Raw genomic sequence first — 17361 nt, 5'->3', positions numbered from 1 at the left:
CACCGGGGGTTGCGGGCGACCGCCCGCGACCCCCGGGCCCGTCAGGAGACGCGACGCACCCAGTACGCGACGCCGCGGGGCGCGGCGTGCGCGCCGAGGTACTCCTGCTCGCGCATGTCGCACCACGCGGGGATGTCGAGCCGGGCGGCCTCGTCGTCGGAGAGCACCGACACGACGCCGCCGACCGGCACGTCCCCGATGACCTTCGCCAGCTCGATGACCGGGATCGGGCACCGCTTGCCGAGGGAGTCCACGACGAGGTCGGGCTCGCCCTCCTCCTCCGCCGCTCCCGCTCCTCCCGCCGTCCGCACCGCCCGCGCCGCGGGCCCGGACGCCGGCGCCGGAGCGCCGAGCCGCTCCCGTACCGTCCGCACCACGCCCGGCAGCACCTCGAGGAAGCGGTCCACGTCGCCCGCCTCGGTGCCCGCCGGCAGCGAGACCCGGACGTTCCCCTCGGACAGCACGCCCATCGCCTTCAGCACGTGGCTGGGCGTCAGCGTGCTGGAGGTGCACGACGACCCGGAGGAGACGGAGAAGCCCTCCCGGTCCAGTTCGTGCAGCAGCGCCTCGCCGTCCACGTAGAGGCAGGAGAAGGTCACCACGTTCGGCAGCCGCACCTCGGGGTGGCCCACCACCTCGACGTCCGGGAGGAGTTCGGGCACCGCGGTCCGGATGCGGTCCACCAGGGCGGACAGCCGTGCCGCCTCCGCGTCCGCCGCGGCGCGCACCGCCCGCAGGGAGGCCGCCGCGGCGACGATCGCGGGCAGGTTCTCGAAGCCGGGCGCGCGCCCCGACTCCCGTTCGTCCGCGGGGTGCTGGGCGGCGAAGCGGGTGCCCTTGCGGACCGCCAGCAGGCCGACGCCGGACGGCCCGCCCCACTTGTGGGCGCTCGCGGTCAGCAGCGACCAGCCACCCGCCACCGCGCCCCAGCCCAGTGACTGGGCGGCGTCCACGAGCAGCGGCACCCCCGCCGCCCGGCACAGCTCGGCGGCCCGGTCGACCGGCTGCACCGTGCCGACCTCGTGGTTGGCGGACTGCAGGCAGGCCAGCGCGGTGTCCTCGCGCAGCGCGGCGCCGAAGGCGCCGGCGTCGACCAGACCCGTGCGGTCCGTGCCCACCTCCGTGACGTCGGCGTCCTCCACCGCGTGGAGCACGCAGGAGTGCTCGACGGCCGAGACGACCACGTGCCGGCCGACCCGGCGTCGGCCGGCGAGCGCCCCGGCCACCCCCGCGTGCACCGCACGAGTACCCGAAGGAGTGAAAACGAGTTCGTCCGGACGGCATCCGACGGCGTCGGCGGCGGCCTCCCGGGCGGCGTCGAGGAGCAGCCGTGCGCGGCGCCCCTCGCGGTAGAGCCGGGAGGGATCGGCCCACCCTTCGTCGAGCGCGGCGAGGAGTGCCTGCCGGGCGACGGGATGCAGTGGTGCGGCGGACGCGGCGTCGAAGTAAGGCACGTCCTGCACGCTACGCCCCGGCGTCCCGCGGAGCGTCTGGGGGCCAGTCAAAAGCCCCCGAAACGGGGCCCTCCGCAGGTGCGCAGCGGTGCCCGACACCCCTTCGGGGGCAGCCCCGGCGCGTTGGCACCCCTCCCCGCGCGCCCCAAAATCGAGTCCAGTAGGGTTTGGTCCGCATAAACATCCACACCACTGCCCGCGCCAGGGCGACCGACCAGCACAGGCCGGGCATCCGGACGCGTGGGCGAGACTCTCGGGAAGGCGCTACGTGAGTCCCTACGGCTCCGACCGCTCGTCGCGGCGCCCGATGCGGCGGATTCTGCCGCAGGCGCTGGCCGCGGGCCTGGTCCTTGCGACCGCCACCGGTTGCACATACGAGGACTTCCCCCGCCTCGGCATGCCCAGCCCCGTCACGGAGCAGGCACCGCGGATCCTGTCGCTCTGGCAGGGTTCCTGGGCCGCCGCGCTGGCGGTCGGCGTGCTCGTGTGGGGCTTGATCCTCTGGAGCATCATCTTCCACCGGCGCAGCCGCACCAAGGTGGAGATCCCGCCCCAGATCCGCTACAACATGCCGATCGAGGCGCTCTTCACCACCGTCCCGCTGGTCATCATCTCGGTGCTCTTCTACTTCACCGCCCGGGACGAGTCCAAGCTCCTGGAGACCTCCGCGCGGCCCGACCACGTCGTCAACGTGGTCGGCTTCCAGTGGAGCTGGGCCTTCAACTACGTCGAGGACGTGGACGGCAACCCGTCGACCCCGGCGGCCGGAACGGTGCCCGCGGAGCTCTCCACGATCTCGGCGAAGAAGCTGGACGCGCCCGCGGGTGCCGACGGCGTCTACGACTTCGGCACGCCCGCCTCGAAGGACCAGGACACCGGCAACCCGGGCCCGACCCTGTGGCTCCCCAAGGGCGAGTCGGTCCGGTTCGTCCTCACCTCGCGTGACGTCATCCACTCCTTCTGGGTGGTTCCCTTCCTGATGAAGATGGACGTCATCCCCGGACACACCAACGTCTTCCAGGTGACCCCCAACAAGGAGGGCACCTTCGTGGGCAAGTGCGCCGAGCTGTGCGGTGTGGACCACTCCCGGATGCTCTTCAACGTCAAGGTCGTCTCCCCGGAGGCCTACAAGCAGCACCTCCAGGACCTGGCGAAGAAGGGCCAGACCGGTTACGTCCCGGCAGGCATTGCCACCACCGGCAACGCCAAGAACGCGGAGACCAAGACCCAGTGAGCATTCTCAACGAACCCCACGGTGCGGCCGCCGCGCACGACGACGCGTACGCGGACGAGATGCCGGTCCGCACGAAGCAGCCGGGCAACGTCATCGTCAAGTGGCTGACCACCACCGACCACAAGACGATCGGCACGCTCTACCTGGCGACGTCGTTCTTCTTCTTCCTCATCGGTGGCGTGATGGCGCTCGTCATGCGCGCCGAACTCGCCCGCCCGGGCACCCAGGTGGTGTCCAACGAGCAGTTCAACCAGCTCTTCACGATGCACGGCACCGTGATGCTGCTGATGTTCGCGACCCCGCTCTTCGCCGGCTTCGCGAACTGGATCATGCCGCTGCAGATCGGCGCCCCCGACGTCGCGTTCCCGCGGCTGAACATGTTCGCCTACTGGCTCTACCTGTTCGGCTCGCTGATCGCGGTCGCCGGCTTCCTCACCCCGAACGGCGCGGCCGACTTCGGCTGGTTCGCCTACTCCCCGCTGACCGACGCGGTCCGCTCGCCGGGCATCGGCAGCGACCTGTGGATCATGGGTCTGGCGTTCTCCGGCTTCGGTACGATCCTCGGCTCGGTCAACTTCATCACCACGATCATCTGCATGCGCGCCCCCGGCATGACGATGTTCCGGATGCCGATCTTCGTCTGGAACGTGCTGCTCACCGGTGTGCTGGTGCTCTTCGCCTTCCCGGTGCTGGCCGCCGCGCTGCTGGCCCTGGAGGCGGACCGGAAGTTCGGTGCGCACGTGTTCGACGCCGCCAACGGCGGCGCCTTGCTGTGGCAACACCTCTTCTGGTTCTTCGGGCACCCAGAGGTGTACATCATCGCGCTGCCGTTCTTCGGCATCATCAGCGAGGTCATCCCGGTCTTCTCCCGGAAGCCGATGTTCGGCTACGTCAGCCTCATCGCGGCGACGATCTCGATCGCCGGCCTCTCGGCGACGGTGTGGGCCCACCACATGTACGTCACCGGCGGTGTGCTGCTGCCGTTCTTCTCCTTCATGACCTTCCTGATCGCGGTACCGACCGGTGTGAAGTTCTTCAACTGGATCGGCACCATGTGGAAGGGCTCACTGAGCTTCGAGACACCCATGCTCTGGGCCATCGGCTTCCTGATCACCTTCACCTTCGGTGGTCTGACCGGTGTCATCCTGGCCTCGCCGCCGCTGGACTTCCACGTCTCCGACTCGTACTTCGTGGTGGCGCACTTCCACTACGTCGTCTTCGGCACGGTCGTCTTCGCGATGTTCTCCGGCTTCCACTTCTGGTGGCCGAAGTTCACCGGCAAGATGCTCGACGAGCGCCTGGGCAAGATCACCTTCTGGACGCTGTTCATCGGCTTCCACGGCACCTTCCTCGTCCAGCACTGGCTGGGTGCCGAGGGCATGCCCCGCCGCTACGCGGACTACCTGGCCGCCGACGGCTTCACCACGCTGAACACCATCTCGACGATCAGCTCCTTCCTGCTGGGCCTGTCGGTCCTGCCGTTCATCTACAACGTGTGGAAGACGGCGAAGTACGGCAAGCCGGTCGAGGTGGACGACCCGTGGGGCTACGGCCGCTCGCTGGAGTGGGCGACCTCCTGCCCGCCGCCGCGGCACAACTTCCTCACGCTGCCCCGCATCCGGTCCGAATCCCCGGCCTTCGACCTCCACCACCCGGAGATGGCCGCTCTGGACCAGCTGGAGAACGTCGGCGCGGCTCCGGCCGTCTCCGGCGGCGATGAGAAGGAGAGCGGCAAGTGAAGTTCCAGGGCAAGCTGTTCCTGTGGCTGTCCGTCTTCTTCCTGGGCATGGCCGTCGTCTACGGCCTGTGGTCCAAGGAGCCGGTCGGCACCACGGCGCTCTTCCTCTCCTTCGGCCTCGCCGTGATGGTCGGTTTCTACCTGGCCTTCACCGCCCGGCGCGCCGACACCGGCGCCCAGGACCGTGAGGACGCGGACGTCGCGGACGACTCCGGCGAGCTGGGCTTCTTCAGCCCGCACAGCTGGCAGCCGCTGCTGCTGGCCTTCGGTGGAGCCACCGCCTTCCTGGGCATCATCTTCGGCTGGTGGCTGATCTACTTCGGCGCGCCCTTCATCCTCGTCGGCCTGTGGGGCTGGGTCTTCGAGTACTACCGGGGTGAGAACCGCACCCAGTGAGCGCCCGGCGCCCACGCACCGCACGGCGATGGCCCGGACCCCGAACGGGGGGTCCGGGCCATCGCCCGTTCGTACGCGCTCGGCGAGCGCCGTAGATCATCTCTGCTTAGCGTGGTGACCATGGGTCACTTTTCTCCGCGCCGCATGGCGACCGCGATCGCTGCAGTGACACTCTCCGCGCCGCTGGCCTCCTGTTCGGGCGGCGGCGATCCCCTCGCCACCGCCCCCTACGACGCCGCCGGCCAGGTCGCGTGGACCGGGGGAACCACCGGGTCGAAGAAGGCCGACCCGAAGAAGCCGCTGGAAATCACCGTCAAGGGTGAAGGCAACCGCATCACCGACGTGACGGCCACCGACGGTTCGGGACGCTACGTGAGCGGCCGCCTGTCCGCGGACGGCAAGCGCTGGCGCAGCACCTCGAAGCTCTCCTCCGCGGCGCACTATGTCGTCCAGGTGACCACCGAGGACGCGAAGGGCCACCAGGGACGCAAGACGCTCGCCGTGGACACCTCGGGCACCAAGCGCCATCTGAAGGTCACCTTCGGCCCGGAGAGCGGCACCTACGGCGTCGGACAGCCCATCACCGCCGAGCTCAGCGCGGCCGTGAAGGACACCCTCGGCCGGAGCGTCGTCGAGCGCAACCTGCACGTCAACGCCTCCCCGGCGGCCGACGAGGGCGCCTGGTACTGGGTCGACGACAAGACCCTGCACTACCGCCCCCGTACCTACTGGCCCGCGCACGCCCGCATCGACGTGCGCAGCACCCTGGACAACGTGCACATCAAGGGCTCGCTCTACGGGGGCGACGTCAAGCCGCTGACGCTGCGCACCGGCGACCGCATCGAGGCCGTCACCGACGCCGCCACGCACTCCATGACCTTCAAGCGCAACGGCAAGCTCGTCCGCACCATCCCGGTGACCACCGGCAAGCCGGGGTTCTCCACCCGCAACGGCATCAAGGTGGTGCTGGGTCAGGAGGCCAACGTGCGGATGCGCAGCGAGACCGTGGGGATCGCCTCGGGCAGTTCCGACTCCTACGACCTGCCCGTCCAGTGGGCCACCCGCGTGACCTGGAGCGGTGAGTACGTGCACGCGGCGCCCTGGTCGGTGGGCTCGCAGGGGATCGCCAACGTCAGCCACGGCTGCGTCGGCATGAGCACCGAGAACGCCCACTGGTTCTTCGACAACGTGCGGCGCGGCGACCTGGTCTCGGTCGTCCACAGCCTGGGTGAGGACATGCCCGCCTTCAGCAACGGCTTCGGCGACTGGAACCTGTCCTGGAGCGAGTGGCGCAAGGGCAGTGCGACGGGAACGCGCAAGGGCGCCGACCCGGCCGTCGCCGACCGTACCGACGCCCCTGAGGCCCGTCTTCAGCCCGAGATGTGACGCTACGCGTCGACGGCCAGCCGCTGCCTCAGCAGCCCCGCCAGGGCCTCGTTCAGCGCGACCGGGTCGACCGGGTGGCTCACCGCCGCGTCGGCCCGGCTCCAGCTCGCCAGCCAGGCGTCCTGGGGGCGCCCGATGAGCACCAGCACCGGCGGGCAGCGGAAGATCTCGTCCTTCACCTGGCGGCACACTCCCATGCCGCCGGCCGGGACGGCCTCGCCGTCGAACACGCACGCGTCGATGCCGCCGTTCTCCAGCGCGCTGAGGACCGCCGGGAGGGTCGCGCACTCCATGTACTCCACCGGCGGCAGGTCGCTCGCAAGGCGGCGGCCGACGGCCAGACGGACCTGTTCCCGGGTGTTCCTGTCGTCGCTGTAGACCAGCACCGTCGCGGTCGTCTGCATCCGTGCCTCCTCGCCCTCGTGGAGTCGCCTGCCTGTGGCCGAACCTTACTCCCGGGCAGGGTGCTTCGAGGAGGGTTAGCTCCTTCGGGGGACGCCTTTCCCTACCTCAAGGGCCTTGACACACCGAATGGCACCCCCCGGAGTGAGCGCGAGATAAGCGACCGACATAATGTCGGTCGTGGCGACAGCAACAGCAGTAGAAACCGGGCACGCGCACCCGTCGGTCAACCGGCCGAACCTCACCAGCGTCGGAACCATCATCTGGCTGAGTTCCGAGCTGATGTTCTTCGCGGCCCTCTTCGCGATGTACTTCACCCTTCGCTCGGTGACGGGTGCCGAGTACTGGAAGGCGCACGCCGAGGTCCTGGACATCCCGTTCTCGGCGACGAACACCACGATCCTCGTGCTCTCCTCCTTCACCTGCCAGATGGGTGTCTTCGCCGCCGAGCGCGGCGATGTGAAGAAGCTGCGCGCGTGGTTCATCGTGACGTTCATCATGGGCGCGATCTTCATCGGCGGTCAGATCTTCGAGTACACCAACCTGGTCAAGGAGGACGGCCTCTCGCTCTCCTCCGACCCGTACGGTTCGGTGTTCTACCTGACCACCGGATTCCATGGTCTGCACGTGACGGGTGGTCTCATCGCCTTCCTGCTGGTCCTCGGACGGACCTACGCGGCACGGCGGTTCACCCACGAGCAGGCCACTGCGGCCATCGTCGTGTCCTACTACTGGCACTTCGTCGATGTCGTCTGGATCGGCCTCTTCGCCACGATCTACCTGATCAAGTAGTCGGGCCCCCGCGCGAGTTGCGCACACGGTCAACGACATCCAGAACCATCGACGCAAGAGATCCTGACACCGGGGTAATCCGTGAAAAAGCTCTCCGCACGACGGCGCCACCCGCTGGCGGCGCTCGTCGTCCTACTTGTCGCGCTCACGGCCATCGGGGGGCTGTACGCCGCGCTCGCGCCGGCGCCCAAGGCGCAGGCCGACGACAGCTCGCAGTCCCTCGCCATCGAAGAGGGCAAGAAGCTGTACGCCGTCGGCTGCTCCAGCTGCCACGGTACGTCGGGGCAGGGCGGCAGTGACGGCCCCAGCCTCGTCGGCGTCGGCTCCGCGGCCGTGGACTTCCAGGTCGGCACCGGTCGCATGCCGGCCCAGCAGCCCGGCGCCCAGGTGCCGCGCAAGAAGGTCATCTACGACCAGAAGCAGATCGACCAGCTCGCGGCGTACATCGCCTCGCTGGGCCCCGGCCCGGTCACGCCCACCGAGGAGCAGTACGACCCGGCCGGCGCCGACGCCGCGCGCGGCGGGGAGCTCTTCCGCACCAACTGCGCCCAGTGCCACAACTACCAGGGCAAGGGCGGAGCGCTGACGCACGGCAAGTACGCGCCCACGCTGGAAGGCGTGAGCGACAAGCACCTGTACGAGGCCATGCTGACCGGCCCGCAGAACATGCCGTCCTTCCCCGACACGACGATGCCGGAGGAGAACAAGCGGGAGATCATCGCTTACCTCGACGCTGTCAACGGCGAGGGTGCGCCGAGCCCCGGCGGCATGTCGCTGGGCAGCCTCGGCCCGGTCACCGAGGGTCTCTTCGGCTGGATCTTCGGCCTCGGGGCCCTGATCGCCTGCGCCATTTGGCTCGCGGCCCACACCACCAAGGCGAAGAAGTCATGAGTCAGGACATGTCACAAGAGAACCTGCCGGACAGGCCGGCACACCAGGGCGGCGGCCAGCTCGCGACCGCGGAGAACCCGTTCGCGGACCCGGGCTTCCCGGCCCACCTGCCGCGCCGCCAGGACATCGACGAGAAGGCCGCGAGGTCCTCCGAGCGCACGGTGGCCTTCCTGTTCACCGTGTCGATGCTCGCCACGCTGGCCTTCATCGCCAGCTTCGTGGTCATCCCGATCGACAAGATCGTCTACATCTGGCCGCTGGGTCACATCAGCGCGCTGAACTTCGCGCTGGGCATGACCCTCGGCGTCTCGCTCTTCGCCATCGGCGCCGGCGCGGTCCACTGGGCCCGCACGCTGATGTCGGACGTCGAGGTCGCCGACGACCGCCACCCGATCGAGGCGAGCCCCGAGGTCAGCGCCAAGGTCAAGGCCGACTTCGCCACCGGGGCCGGGGAGAGCCAGATCGGCCGCCGCAAGCTGATCCGCAACACCATGCTCGGCGCGCTGACCCTGGTGCCGCTCTCCGGTGTGTTCCTGCTGCGCGACCTCGGCCCGCTGCCGGAGGACAAGCTGCGCCACACGCTGTGGTCCAAGGGCAGGCTGCTGATCAACCAGAACACCAACAAGCCGCTGCGTCCCGAGGACGTCGCCGTCGGCTCGCTCACCTTCGCCGTGCCCGAGGGCCTGGAGGAGGAGCAGCACGACTACCAGGAGCAGCTCGCCAAGGCGGCCCTGATGATCGTCCGCATCCAGCCGGACGACATCAAGGACAAGAAGTCCCGCGAGTGGGCGCACCAGGGCATCATGGCGTTCTCCAAGATCTGCACCCACGTCGGCTGCCCGATCAGCCTCTACGAGCAGCAGACGCACCACGTGCTCTGCCCGTGCCACCAGTCGACGTTCGACCTTTCCGACGGTGCCCGGGTGATCTTCGGTCCCGCCGGTCACGCCCTGCCGCAGCTGCACATCAGCGTGAACGGTGAGGGTTACCTCGAGGCACTGGGCGACTTCGAAGAGCCCGTGGGCCCTGCGTTTTGGGAGCGTGGATGAGCACCAACACGAGCGCGAGCGCGAAGCAGCGCGGAAAGGCGCCCGCCGGCGAACGTGTCGCCGACTGGGCCGACGGCCGGCTGGGCATCTACAGCCTGGGCAAGGCCAACCTGCGGAAGATCTTCCCGGACCACTGGTCCTTCATGCTGGGCGAGATCGCCCTCTACAGCTTCATCATCATCATCCTGACCGGTGTCTACCTGACGCTGTTCTTCCACCCGGCGATGAACGAGGTCGTCTACGACGGCTCCTACGCGCCGCTGCAGGGCATCACGATGTCCGATGCGTACGCGTCGACCCTGCACATCAGCTTCGACGTGCGCGGCGGTCTGCTCGTCCGCCAGATCCACCACTGGGCGGCCATCGTCTTCGTGGCCGCGATGCTCGTGCACATGATGCGCATCTTCTTCACCGGTGCGTTCCGCAAGCCGCGCGAGGTCAACTGGGTCTTCGGCTTCCTGCTGCTGTTCCTCGGCATGTTCGACGGCTTCATGGGCTACTCGCTGCCGGACGACCTGCTGTCGGGCACCGGTATCCGCTTCATGGAAGGCGCCGTGCTGTCCGTGCCGATCGTCGGCACGTACCTCTCGTTCTTCCTCTTCGGCGGTGAGTTCCCCGGCACCGACATCGTGCCGCGGTTCTACACGATCCACGTGCTGCTGATCCCCGGCATCATGGCGGGCCTGCTGGTGGCCCACCTGATCCTGATCGTCTACCACAAGCACACGCAGTGGGCCGGCCCCGGCAAGTCGGAGAAGAACGTCGTGGGCATGCCGTTCTTCCCGGTCTACACGGCCAAGGCGGGCGGCTTCTTCTTCATCGTCTTCGGTGTCATCGCGGCCATGTCCGCGCTGGTGTCCGTGAACCCGGTGTGGGCGTACGGCCCCTACCGTCCGGACCAGGTGTCGACCGACGCCCAGCCCGACTGGTACATGGGCTTCTCCGAGGGCCTGATCCGCATCATGCCGGGCTGGGAGATCAACTTCGCGGGCCACACGCTCGTCCTGGGCGTGTTCATCCCGCTGGTGATCTTCCCGCTGGTCCTGGGCTTCATGGGCGTCTACCCGTTCCTGGAATCCTGGGTCACCGGTGACAAGCGCGAGCACCACCTGCTCGACCGGCCGCGCAACCGGCCCGTCCGCACGGGCATCGGCGCCGCCTGGATCAGCCTCTACCTGATCCTGCTCGTCGGCGGTGGCAACGACCTCTTCGCCACCCGCTTCCATCTGTCGATCAACGCGATCACCTGGGTGGTCCGGATCTCGTTCTTCGTGCTGCCGGTGCTGGTCTTCGTCGTCACCAAGCGGATCTGCCTGGGTCTGCAGCGACGCGACCGCGACAAGGTGCTGCACGGTCGCGAGACCGGCATCATCAAGCGGCTCCCGCACGGTGAGTTCATCGAGATCCACGAGCCGCTGGAGCAGGGCTCGCTGTTCAAGCTCACCCAGCACGAGCAGCCCAAGCCGCTCGAGGTCGGCCCCGAGGTCGACGAGAACGGCGTGGAGAAGAAGGTCGGCCCCACCGCGAAGCTGCGCGCGAAGCTGTCCCGCGGCTACTACGGCGAGGGGACGCAGATCGACAAGCCCACGGTCGAGGAGTACGAGGAGATCACGAGCGGCCACGGTCACCACTGATCACTGAAGCTGTGCCACCGGGCAGGGTCCCGTCCATCCGATGGACGGGGCCCTTTCCCGTTCCCCGGCGCCGATAGGCTGGAGCCGAAGGATTCCCGTCGCACGTCAGACCCCATGGAGTGTGGACCATGAGCGTTGTGAACCCCGCCGGAGGCGCATCAATGGCGGGCGGCTCCTGGCCCGACGTCCTGGGTGCGCTGCTGAACGGCAAGGACCTGACCGCCGCGGAGGCGGCGTGGGCGATGGACCGGATCATGAGCGGTGAGGCCTCGGACGCCCAGGTCGCCGGCTTCATGGTGGCGCTGCGGGCCAAAGGGGAGACCGTCGAGGAGGTCACCGGCCTCGTCGAGTCGATGTACGCGCACGCGGAGCCGCTGCACATCCCCGGCCCCGCCGTGGACATCGTCGGCACCGGCGGTGACCGGGCCAAGACGGTGAACATCTCGACGATGTCGGCCATCGTCATCGCCGGCACGGGGGCCAAGGTCGTCAAGCACGGCAACCGCGCCGCCAGCAGCGCCAGCGGCGCCTCCGACGTCCTGGAGAAGCTCGGCATCAACCTCGACCTGCCCGCCGACCGGGTGGCGAAGGTCGCCGAGGACACCGGGATCACCTTCTGCTTCGCGGCGAAGTTCCACCCCGCGATGCGGTTCGCCGCCCCGGCCCGCCGCGACCTGGGCATCCCCACCTCGTTCAACATCCTCGGCCCGCTGACCAACCCGGCACGCGTGGGCGCCTCCGCCGTGGGGTGCTTCGACACCCGGATGGCCGGGCTGATCGCCGGCGTGCTGGCCCGCCGCGGCTCCTCCGCGCTGGTGTTCCGGGGCGACGACGGACTGGACGAGCTCACCGTCACGTCCACCTCCCAGGTGTGGGTGGTGCGGGACGGGAAGGTCGGGCAGGAGTCCTTCGACCCGCGCGACGTCGGCATCGAACTGGTGCCGATCGAGGCGCTGCGGGGCGCGGACGCGGCGTACAACGCCGACGTCGCCCGGCGGCTGCTGGCCGGCGAGACGGGCCCGGTCCGTGACGCGGTGCTGCTCAACTCGGCGGCCGCGCTGGTGGCGCTGGAGGGCGCGGGCGGTTCGCTGACCGACCGGATCGCGGCCGGGATCGCCCGGGCGGCCGAGTCGGTCGACTCGGGTGCGGCCGCGCGGACGCTGGAGCGGTGGGCCGCGGCCACGCAGGCGTAGTCGCGGGAACGACCGTGGAGGGCCGGGGGCGTTGCCCCGGCCCTCCGTGCTGTGCGCCCGCGGGCGGACCGTCCGGGATGCGGACCGCGGCTTGCGGCGCCCCGCGCGTGTGGCATGATGCTGCGCAGGTCACGAGTGACAGCGACACGGCCCCGGCCCGCTGTCCGGCAACCCTCCTTCCGTGGCGGGGTGCCCCGGGTGATGACCAGGCCGCAGGCAGCGAGGTCTGCGGCAAGCGCGGTCAGAGGAGTTCCTCCATGAGCAAGCGAATGCGCTAGGGCCTTTCGGGCCCCCAGCCGTCCTCCCCCCTCCCCGGGCCTTCGCCCGTCGTGCCGAGGGCCGTTCCGTCATCACTGACGTCCCGTCACTCCCGCATGCTCCCAGGAGACTTCGCCATGTCGCTGCGCCCTGCCCTGCCCTCGTCCGTCCACACCGCGCTGCCCGTGCTCGGGCGCGACGTCCTCGTGCCGCTCGTGACCGGGGGCGAGGTCGGCTACGCAGCCCTCGACTACGCGGCCAGCGCACCCGCCCTGCAGCGGGTCTGGGACGACGTGGCGGCCTACGCGCCGTACTACGGCAGCGTCCACCGGGGGGCCGGCTACCTCTCGCAGCTGTCGACGGACCTGTTCGAGCAGAGCCGGGCCACGGTCGCGGAGTTCCTCGGCTGCCGCCCCGACGACCAGGTGGTCTTCACCCGTTCGACCACCGACTCGCTGAACCTGCTGGCCGCCGCCGTACCGGCCGGCACGAGCGTCTTCGTCTTCGAGACCGAGCACCACGCGTCCCTGCTGCCGTGGCGGAACGCCGACGTGACCTACCTGGGCGCCCCCCGCACCCCGGGGGAGGCCGTGGCGACACTGGAGCGGGCACTGGCCGCCCGGGAGTCGTACGGACCGGCGCTGGTCTGCGTGACCGGGGCGTCCAACGTGACCGGCGAGCTGTGGCCGGTGCGGGAGCTGGCCGCGGCGGCCCACGCGCACGGTGCCCGGATCGTGCTGGACGCGGCGCAGCTGGCCCCGCACCACCCGGTGGACATCGCCGAACTCGACGTGGACTGGGTGGCCTTCTCCGGGCACAAGCTGTACGCGCCGTTCGGCTCCGGTGTGCTGGCCGGCCGCGCCGACTGGCTGAGCGCGGCCGAGCCCTACCTGGCCGGGGGCGGCGCCTCGCGGCGGGTGGCCCGGCGCGCGGACGGCGGCGTGGACGTCGACTGGCACACCACGGCCGCCCGGCACGAGGCCGGCTCGCCCAACGTCATCGGCGCCTACGCGATCGCCTCGGCCTGCCGTGTGCTGACGGAGGCCGGGTTCGACCGGCTGGTCGAGCGCGAGCAGGCGCTGGTGGCGCGGGTGCGGGCCGGACTGGCCGAGGTGCCCGAGGTGAAGGTGCTGTCGCTGTTCGGCGACGACGCCCCCCGGGTCGGCGTCATCTCCTTCGTCGTCGAGGGCTGGAACAGCTCCCACTTCGCGGCGGCGCTCTCCGCCGAGTACGGGATCGGCGTCCGCGACGGCCTCTTCTGCGCGCACCCCCTGGTGCGCACCCTGCTCGGCGGCGCCGACCAGGAGCCGGGTGAGTGCGGGGCCCCCGACGCCGCCCCCGGCGAGCTCGCCCGGCCCTCGGCCGGGGGTGCCCCCACGCTCAACGCCATCCGCGTCTCGTTCGGCGCGGGCACCCCGGACGAGCACGTGGAGCGCTTCGTCGCCGCGGTGCGGGAGCTCGTGGCGGACGGTGCCAAGTGGCGCTACCGCACCGAGGACGGCCGCTGCGTCCCGGACCGGGACCAGGCCTGAGCGGCGGCCCGGCCCCGCGGCGCCGCGCCGGGCGGAGCGGTCACGCGTCCAGGCCGATGGCGAAGGCCGTCTCGAGGTCGTGCTGGGAGTAGGTGCGGAAGGCCACGTGCGTGTCCGTGGCCTCGACGCCGGGGATCTTGCTGATCCGGCCGGGGATGACGTCCGCGAGCTCGTCGTGCCGGGCCACCCGCACCATGGCGACCAGGTCGTACGTCCCCGTGACGGAGTAGACCTCGCTGACGCTGTCGAGTGCGGCGATGGACTCCGCGATCTCGGGGATACGGTCGACGCTGGTCTTGATGAGCACGATCGCGGTGATCACGGCTGTAGGTCTCCTTGGGTCGCCCTGGCTGCGGGCTCAAGCTTAGGCGTTGCGCGATAGCACACCCACGCGCACAGGAAGCCGAAGACGAAGCCGGTGATGTGGGCGAGGTAGGCCACCCCGGGACCGGTCTGCTGGATCTCGCCGGCGAGCCACTGCAGCACGAACCAGAAGATCAGCACCATCCAGGCCGGGAAGCGCAGCGGCAGGAAGAAGAGGAAGGGGAAGACACTGGTGACCCGGGCCTTGGGGTAGAGGTAGAGGTACGCGCCGAGCACCCCAGAGATCGCGCCGGACGCCCCGACCAGGGTCTGGGTCGAGGAGGCGTGCCCGAGCGCGTAGCCGTACGTCGCCAGGTAGCCCGAGACGACGTAGAAGAGCAGGAACCGGAAGCGGCCCATGCGGTTCTCGACGTTGTCGCCGAAGACCCAGAGGAACAGCATGTTGCCGAGCAGGTGGACCCAACTGCCGTGGACGAACAGTGCGGTGAGCACCGACACGAACGGCGAGGTGGCGAAGGACCCCAGTGGCGGGCAGTCCGCCGGCATCGGCACCTGCGCCAGGGGGATCCGGCCGTGCCAGAGCTCGGCGGGGATGACACCCCAGCGGGCGAAGTACGTCGCCTGGGCGCACACCTGATCGTGGCCCATGCCGTACATGTAGTTGAGCCCGGAGGACGGGCTGATGAGGAAGAGCAACGCGCACAGCCCGATCAGGCCGTACGTCACCACGGGTGTGCGGTGGACGGGGTTCTTGTCGTACACCGGGATGACCATGGACCGATCATGACGGAACGGGCGTAACGGTCGTGGGGCGCCTCGCCGCAGCGCGGGGGACCACCGAGGCCGTAGGGTGACCGGAACGCATCCGCGCGACCGAGGAGACGACCGATGCCGGTGCCCCTGCCGACCGCCACGACCCGCTGGCGTTGCTCCCTGTGCGGCAACCTGACCCGGTTCGACGTCACCCGCTCCAGCAAGGTCGTCGAGTACGTCCACCTGGACCTGGCGGGCGAGCCCACGGTCGAGGAGCGCGAGGTGCTCAGCGAGTCCGTGGAGTCGGTGCGCTGCCGCTGGTGCAACGCCGTGGACCAGGTCGAGCTGGTCGACCGCCCCGGCGCGGCGGCGGCGACGCAGGCCTGAGCGCCGCCGGGGACAATAGAAGAATGCGGCGCGGCCAGAGAGGTTGAAGGAGGCCGGGGAGGCGCCCACGGACTGGACGGGAGTGACGGGTGGACGGGACCGGCGGTAACCCGGGCCGCGGCGACGAAGCGGCCGCGCCCGAGGCTACGGCTGCGCCGGAGGAGTCCGTCCACGGCGAGTCGCTGGACCGGCCGCTGCCCGAGGGCGTACGGCACCGCGTGGTCGCCCTGGCGGCGGAGGCCTTCGGCGGGCTGACCCCGGGCGAGCTCCCCGCGGTGCTGCGCCCGTACGCCCGGTTCACCCCGAGCCGTCGCGCCAAGTTCGCCGCCACCGCGCTCGCCACGGCCCTGGAGGGCGACCCTTCCTTCCGGCAGCGGGTGGGCGCACGGCTGCGCGAGTCCGAGCCGGACCTGTGCGAGGCGCTGGACGCCGGCACCCCGCCCCCCGCGGTCGACCCGCTGGACGTGGCGGCCGCCGCGTACCTGCTGCGTCCCGCGGGCTGGGCCAAGCTGGTGGCCGCCGCGGGCGAGGAGGCGCAGCGGGTCAGCGCCGAACGGGCCGGCGAGGAGACGCAGCGTGAGCTGCGGCAGCTGAAGGTGGAACTGGACGAGGCCCGTGCCCAGGCGCGTACCGAGGGCGTCCGGGTCCGCACCGAGCTGGAGGCGGCCCGCAAGGAGGCCGAGTCGCTGCAGCGCAAGCTGCGCAGCGCGGCGAGCGACGTGAAGCGAGCCGAGGCGGCGCTGCGCAAGGTCGAGGCCGAACTGGACGAGACCCGCGCGGCCGCGGCCGCGGAGAAGGCCTCGGCCGACGGCGAGGCCCGCCGGCTGCGGGCCCGGCTCGCCGAGGCCGAGCAGGCCGTGGAGGCGTCCCGCCGGGCGGCCCGGGAGGGCCGCAGCACCGAGGACATGCGGCTGCGCCTGCTGCTGGACACCGTGCTCGACGCCGCCTCGGGACTGCGCCGGGAGCTCGCGCTGCCGCCGCGCGACACCCTGGGCGCCCGGCCCGCGGACACCGTCGACGCGGTCACGCCGGGGGCGATCAGCCCCAAGGACATCGCGCGGCGCGCCCTGTCCGAGGACGACCCGGCGCTGCTGGACCAGCTGCTGGCGCTGCCGCAGTCCCATCTGGTGGTCGACGGCTACAACGTGACCAAGACCGGTTATCCGGCGCTGCCGTTGGAGAAGCAGCGGCTGCGGCTGCTGGGCGGCCTGGCCGTGCTGGCGGCGCAGAGCGGTTCCGAGGTCACCTGCGTCTTCGACGGCGCCGATCTGGACGCCCCGGTGCTGCTGGCACCGCCGCGCGGGGTGCGGGTGCTGTTCAGCAAGGCCGGTGAGACGGCGGACGAGTTGATCCGGCGTCTGGTTCGGGCGGAACCTCCCGGTCGTCCGATTGTGGTGGTTTCTTCCGATCGCGAAGTTGCTGACGGTGTGGCCCGTGTTGGCGCCCGCCCGGTCGCATCCACCTTGTTGCTGAAGCGACTTGCCCGGGTGTGACCTGGAGCACACCGTGGGGCGTGTGAGGCGCTTTTCGGGGACGCAGTGTCAACTCGTCATCACTGCACGTGCGATGTGTGTAAAGAAAACGCTGCCGAGCGACTTTTTTTCTTCAGGGATTTGATCCGATCACAAGATGGTCACTAGGGTCGTGCCTCGAACCTCTGCCCAGTCGATCATCCAGCCCGGATGGCGGCGGAGGTCCCGCCGATCTGAAGTGCCGCGCGTACGACGGGGGACGCCGACGCTTGGAGCCGGGGAACGTAGTTCCCGATGCATGCGGCAGGCGGCTGGAGGAAGAAGGAGCTCGCCCGAGTGGCGTCCCACCGTCGTCCCAAGCAGGCCAGTCGCACACGTGTCACCGTGCTCACCGCGACCGCCGCCGCAGCCGTCGCCCTGTCCGCGCAGGCCGCCCAGGCCGCGCCGGCCAAGCCGTCCGTCAAGA

Annotated in this window: 16 protein-coding genes and 1 riboswitch; of the genes, 12 read left to right on the top strand and 4 right to left on the bottom strand. The window is 70.2% G+C overall.

Annotated features, from left to right (window positions below; all coding sequences use genetic code 11):
* Positions 1–41: 41 nt before the first annotated feature.
* Entirely contained in the window at positions 42–1454 is a 1413-nt protein-coding gene (locus tag PV350_RS19795) for a cysteine desulfurase/sulfurtransferase TusA family protein (RefSeq protein WP_499511430.1), read from the bottom strand.
* Positions 1455–1722: 268 nt separating this feature from the next.
* Between PV350_RS19795 and ctaC the strand changes: the two genes are divergently transcribed.
* The 4 genes from ctaC to PV350_RS19775 all read left to right on the top strand — a co-directional run bounded on the left by ctaC (position 1723) and on the right by PV350_RS19775 (position 6208).
* Entirely contained in the window at positions 1723–2688 is a 966-nt protein-coding gene (ctaC, locus tag PV350_RS19790; protein ID WP_499511429.1) for a cytochrome c oxidase subunit II, read from the top strand.
* Positions 2685–4427 carry an aa3-type cytochrome oxidase subunit I gene (gene ctaD, locus PV350_RS19785; protein WP_499511428.1) on the top strand — a complete coding sequence of 581 codons (1743 nt, stop codon included), beginning with the start codon at positions 2685–2687 and terminating at the stop codon, positions 4425–4427. The genes ctaC and ctaD overlap by 4 nt, the downstream gene beginning before the upstream one ends.
* Complete coding sequence (locus PV350_RS19780; protein ID WP_499511427.1) at positions 4424–4822, top strand: cytochrome c oxidase subunit 4; 399 nt, start codon at positions 4424–4426, stop codon at positions 4820–4822. Before ctaD ends, PV350_RS19780 begins: the two co-directional genes overlap by 4 nt.
* 120 nt (positions 4823–4942) lie before the next feature.
* Positions 4943–6208, top strand: a complete 1266-nt coding sequence (locus PV350_RS19775) for a L,D-transpeptidase (RefSeq protein WP_500335135.1) — start codon at positions 4943–4945, stop codon at positions 6206–6208.
* Between the two features lie 2 nt (positions 6209–6210).
* Here the strand turns inward: PV350_RS19775 and PV350_RS19770 are convergent, their stop codons facing one another.
* Positions 6211–6612 carry a hypothetical protein gene (locus PV350_RS19770; RefSeq protein ID WP_499511425.1) on the bottom strand — a complete coding sequence of 134 codons (402 nt, stop codon included), beginning with the start codon at positions 6610–6612 and terminating at the stop codon, positions 6211–6213.
* Between the two features lie 169 nt (positions 6613–6781).
* Between PV350_RS19770 and ctaE the strand changes: the two genes are divergently transcribed.
* The 6 genes from ctaE (at position 6782) to PV350_RS19740 (ending at position 13959) form a co-directional block, all read left to right on the top strand.
* Complete coding sequence (gene ctaE, locus PV350_RS19765) at positions 6782–7402, top strand: aa3-type cytochrome oxidase subunit III (protein ID WP_500335133.1); 621 nt, start codon at positions 6782–6784, stop codon at positions 7400–7402.
* 81 nt (positions 7403–7483) lie between these two features.
* Positions 7484–8293, top strand: a complete 810-nt coding sequence (qcrC, locus tag PV350_RS19760) for a cytochrome bc1 complex diheme cytochrome c subunit (protein ID WP_499511424.1) — start codon at positions 7484–7486, stop codon at positions 8291–8293.
* Positions 8294–8301: 8 nt separating this feature from the next.
* Positions 8302–9342 (top strand): cytochrome bc1 complex Rieske iron-sulfur subunit, encoded by a 1041-nt coding sequence (gene qcrA, locus PV350_RS19755; protein WP_499511423.1) that lies wholly within the window; start codon positions 8302–8304, stop codon positions 9340–9342.
* Positions 9339–10976, top strand: a complete 1638-nt coding sequence (qcrB, locus tag PV350_RS19750; protein WP_499511422.1) for a cytochrome bc1 complex cytochrome b subunit — start codon at positions 9339–9341, stop codon at positions 10974–10976. Before qcrA ends, qcrB begins: the two co-directional genes overlap by 4 nt.
* A 128-nt stretch (positions 10977–11104) precedes the next feature.
* Entirely contained in the window at positions 11105–12169 is a 1065-nt protein-coding gene (trpD, locus tag PV350_RS19745) for an anthranilate phosphoribosyltransferase (protein ID WP_500335131.1), read from the top strand.
* Between the two features lie 127 nt (positions 12170–12296).
* Positions 12297–12413, top strand: a riboswitch (SAM riboswitch).
* A 151-nt stretch (positions 12414–12564) separates the two neighbouring features.
* A complete protein-coding gene (locus PV350_RS19740) occupies positions 12565–13959 on the top strand; it encodes an aminotransferase class V-fold PLP-dependent enzyme (protein ID WP_499511420.1) in 1395 nt (464 codons plus the stop codon).
* A gap of 40 nt (positions 13960–13999) precedes the next feature.
* Here the strand turns inward: PV350_RS19740 and PV350_RS19735 are convergent, their stop codons facing one another.
* Both PV350_RS19735 and PV350_RS19730 read right to left on the bottom strand, forming a co-directional pair.
* On the bottom strand, positions 14000–14281 hold the full coding sequence (locus PV350_RS19735; protein ID WP_018557042.1) for an Lrp/AsnC family transcriptional regulator: 282 nt from the start codon (positions 14279–14281) through the stop codon (positions 14000–14002).
* On the bottom strand, positions 14278–15057 hold the full coding sequence (locus PV350_RS19730; RefSeq protein ID WP_500335129.1) for a rhomboid family intramembrane serine protease: 780 nt from the start codon (positions 15055–15057) through the stop codon (positions 14278–14280). The genes PV350_RS19735 and PV350_RS19730 overlap by 4 nt, the downstream gene beginning before the upstream one ends.
* A gap of 114 nt (positions 15058–15171) precedes the next feature.
* On the opposite strand from PV350_RS19730, the gene PV350_RS19725 reads away from it, so the two are divergent.
* Both PV350_RS19725 and PV350_RS19720 read left to right on the top strand, forming a co-directional pair.
* A complete protein-coding gene (locus tag PV350_RS19725; protein WP_499511418.1) occupies positions 15172–15423 on the top strand; it encodes a hypothetical protein in 252 nt (83 codons plus the stop codon).
* An 89-nt stretch (positions 15424–15512) separates the two neighbouring features.
* Positions 15513–16916 (top strand): NYN domain-containing protein, encoded by a 1404-nt coding sequence (locus PV350_RS19720; RefSeq protein WP_499511417.1) that lies wholly within the window; start codon positions 15513–15515, stop codon positions 16914–16916.
* The last annotated feature ends 445 nt before the right edge of the window (positions 16917–17361 follow it).

Origin of the sequence: Streptomyces sp. PA03-6a, assembly GCF_033792765.1 — a bacterium.
In the GTDB taxonomy this organism is placed as follows: domain Bacteria; phylum Actinomycetota; class Actinomycetes; order Streptomycetales; family Streptomycetaceae; genus Actinacidiphila.
This window is presented reverse-complemented; position numbering and strand designations above follow the sequence as displayed.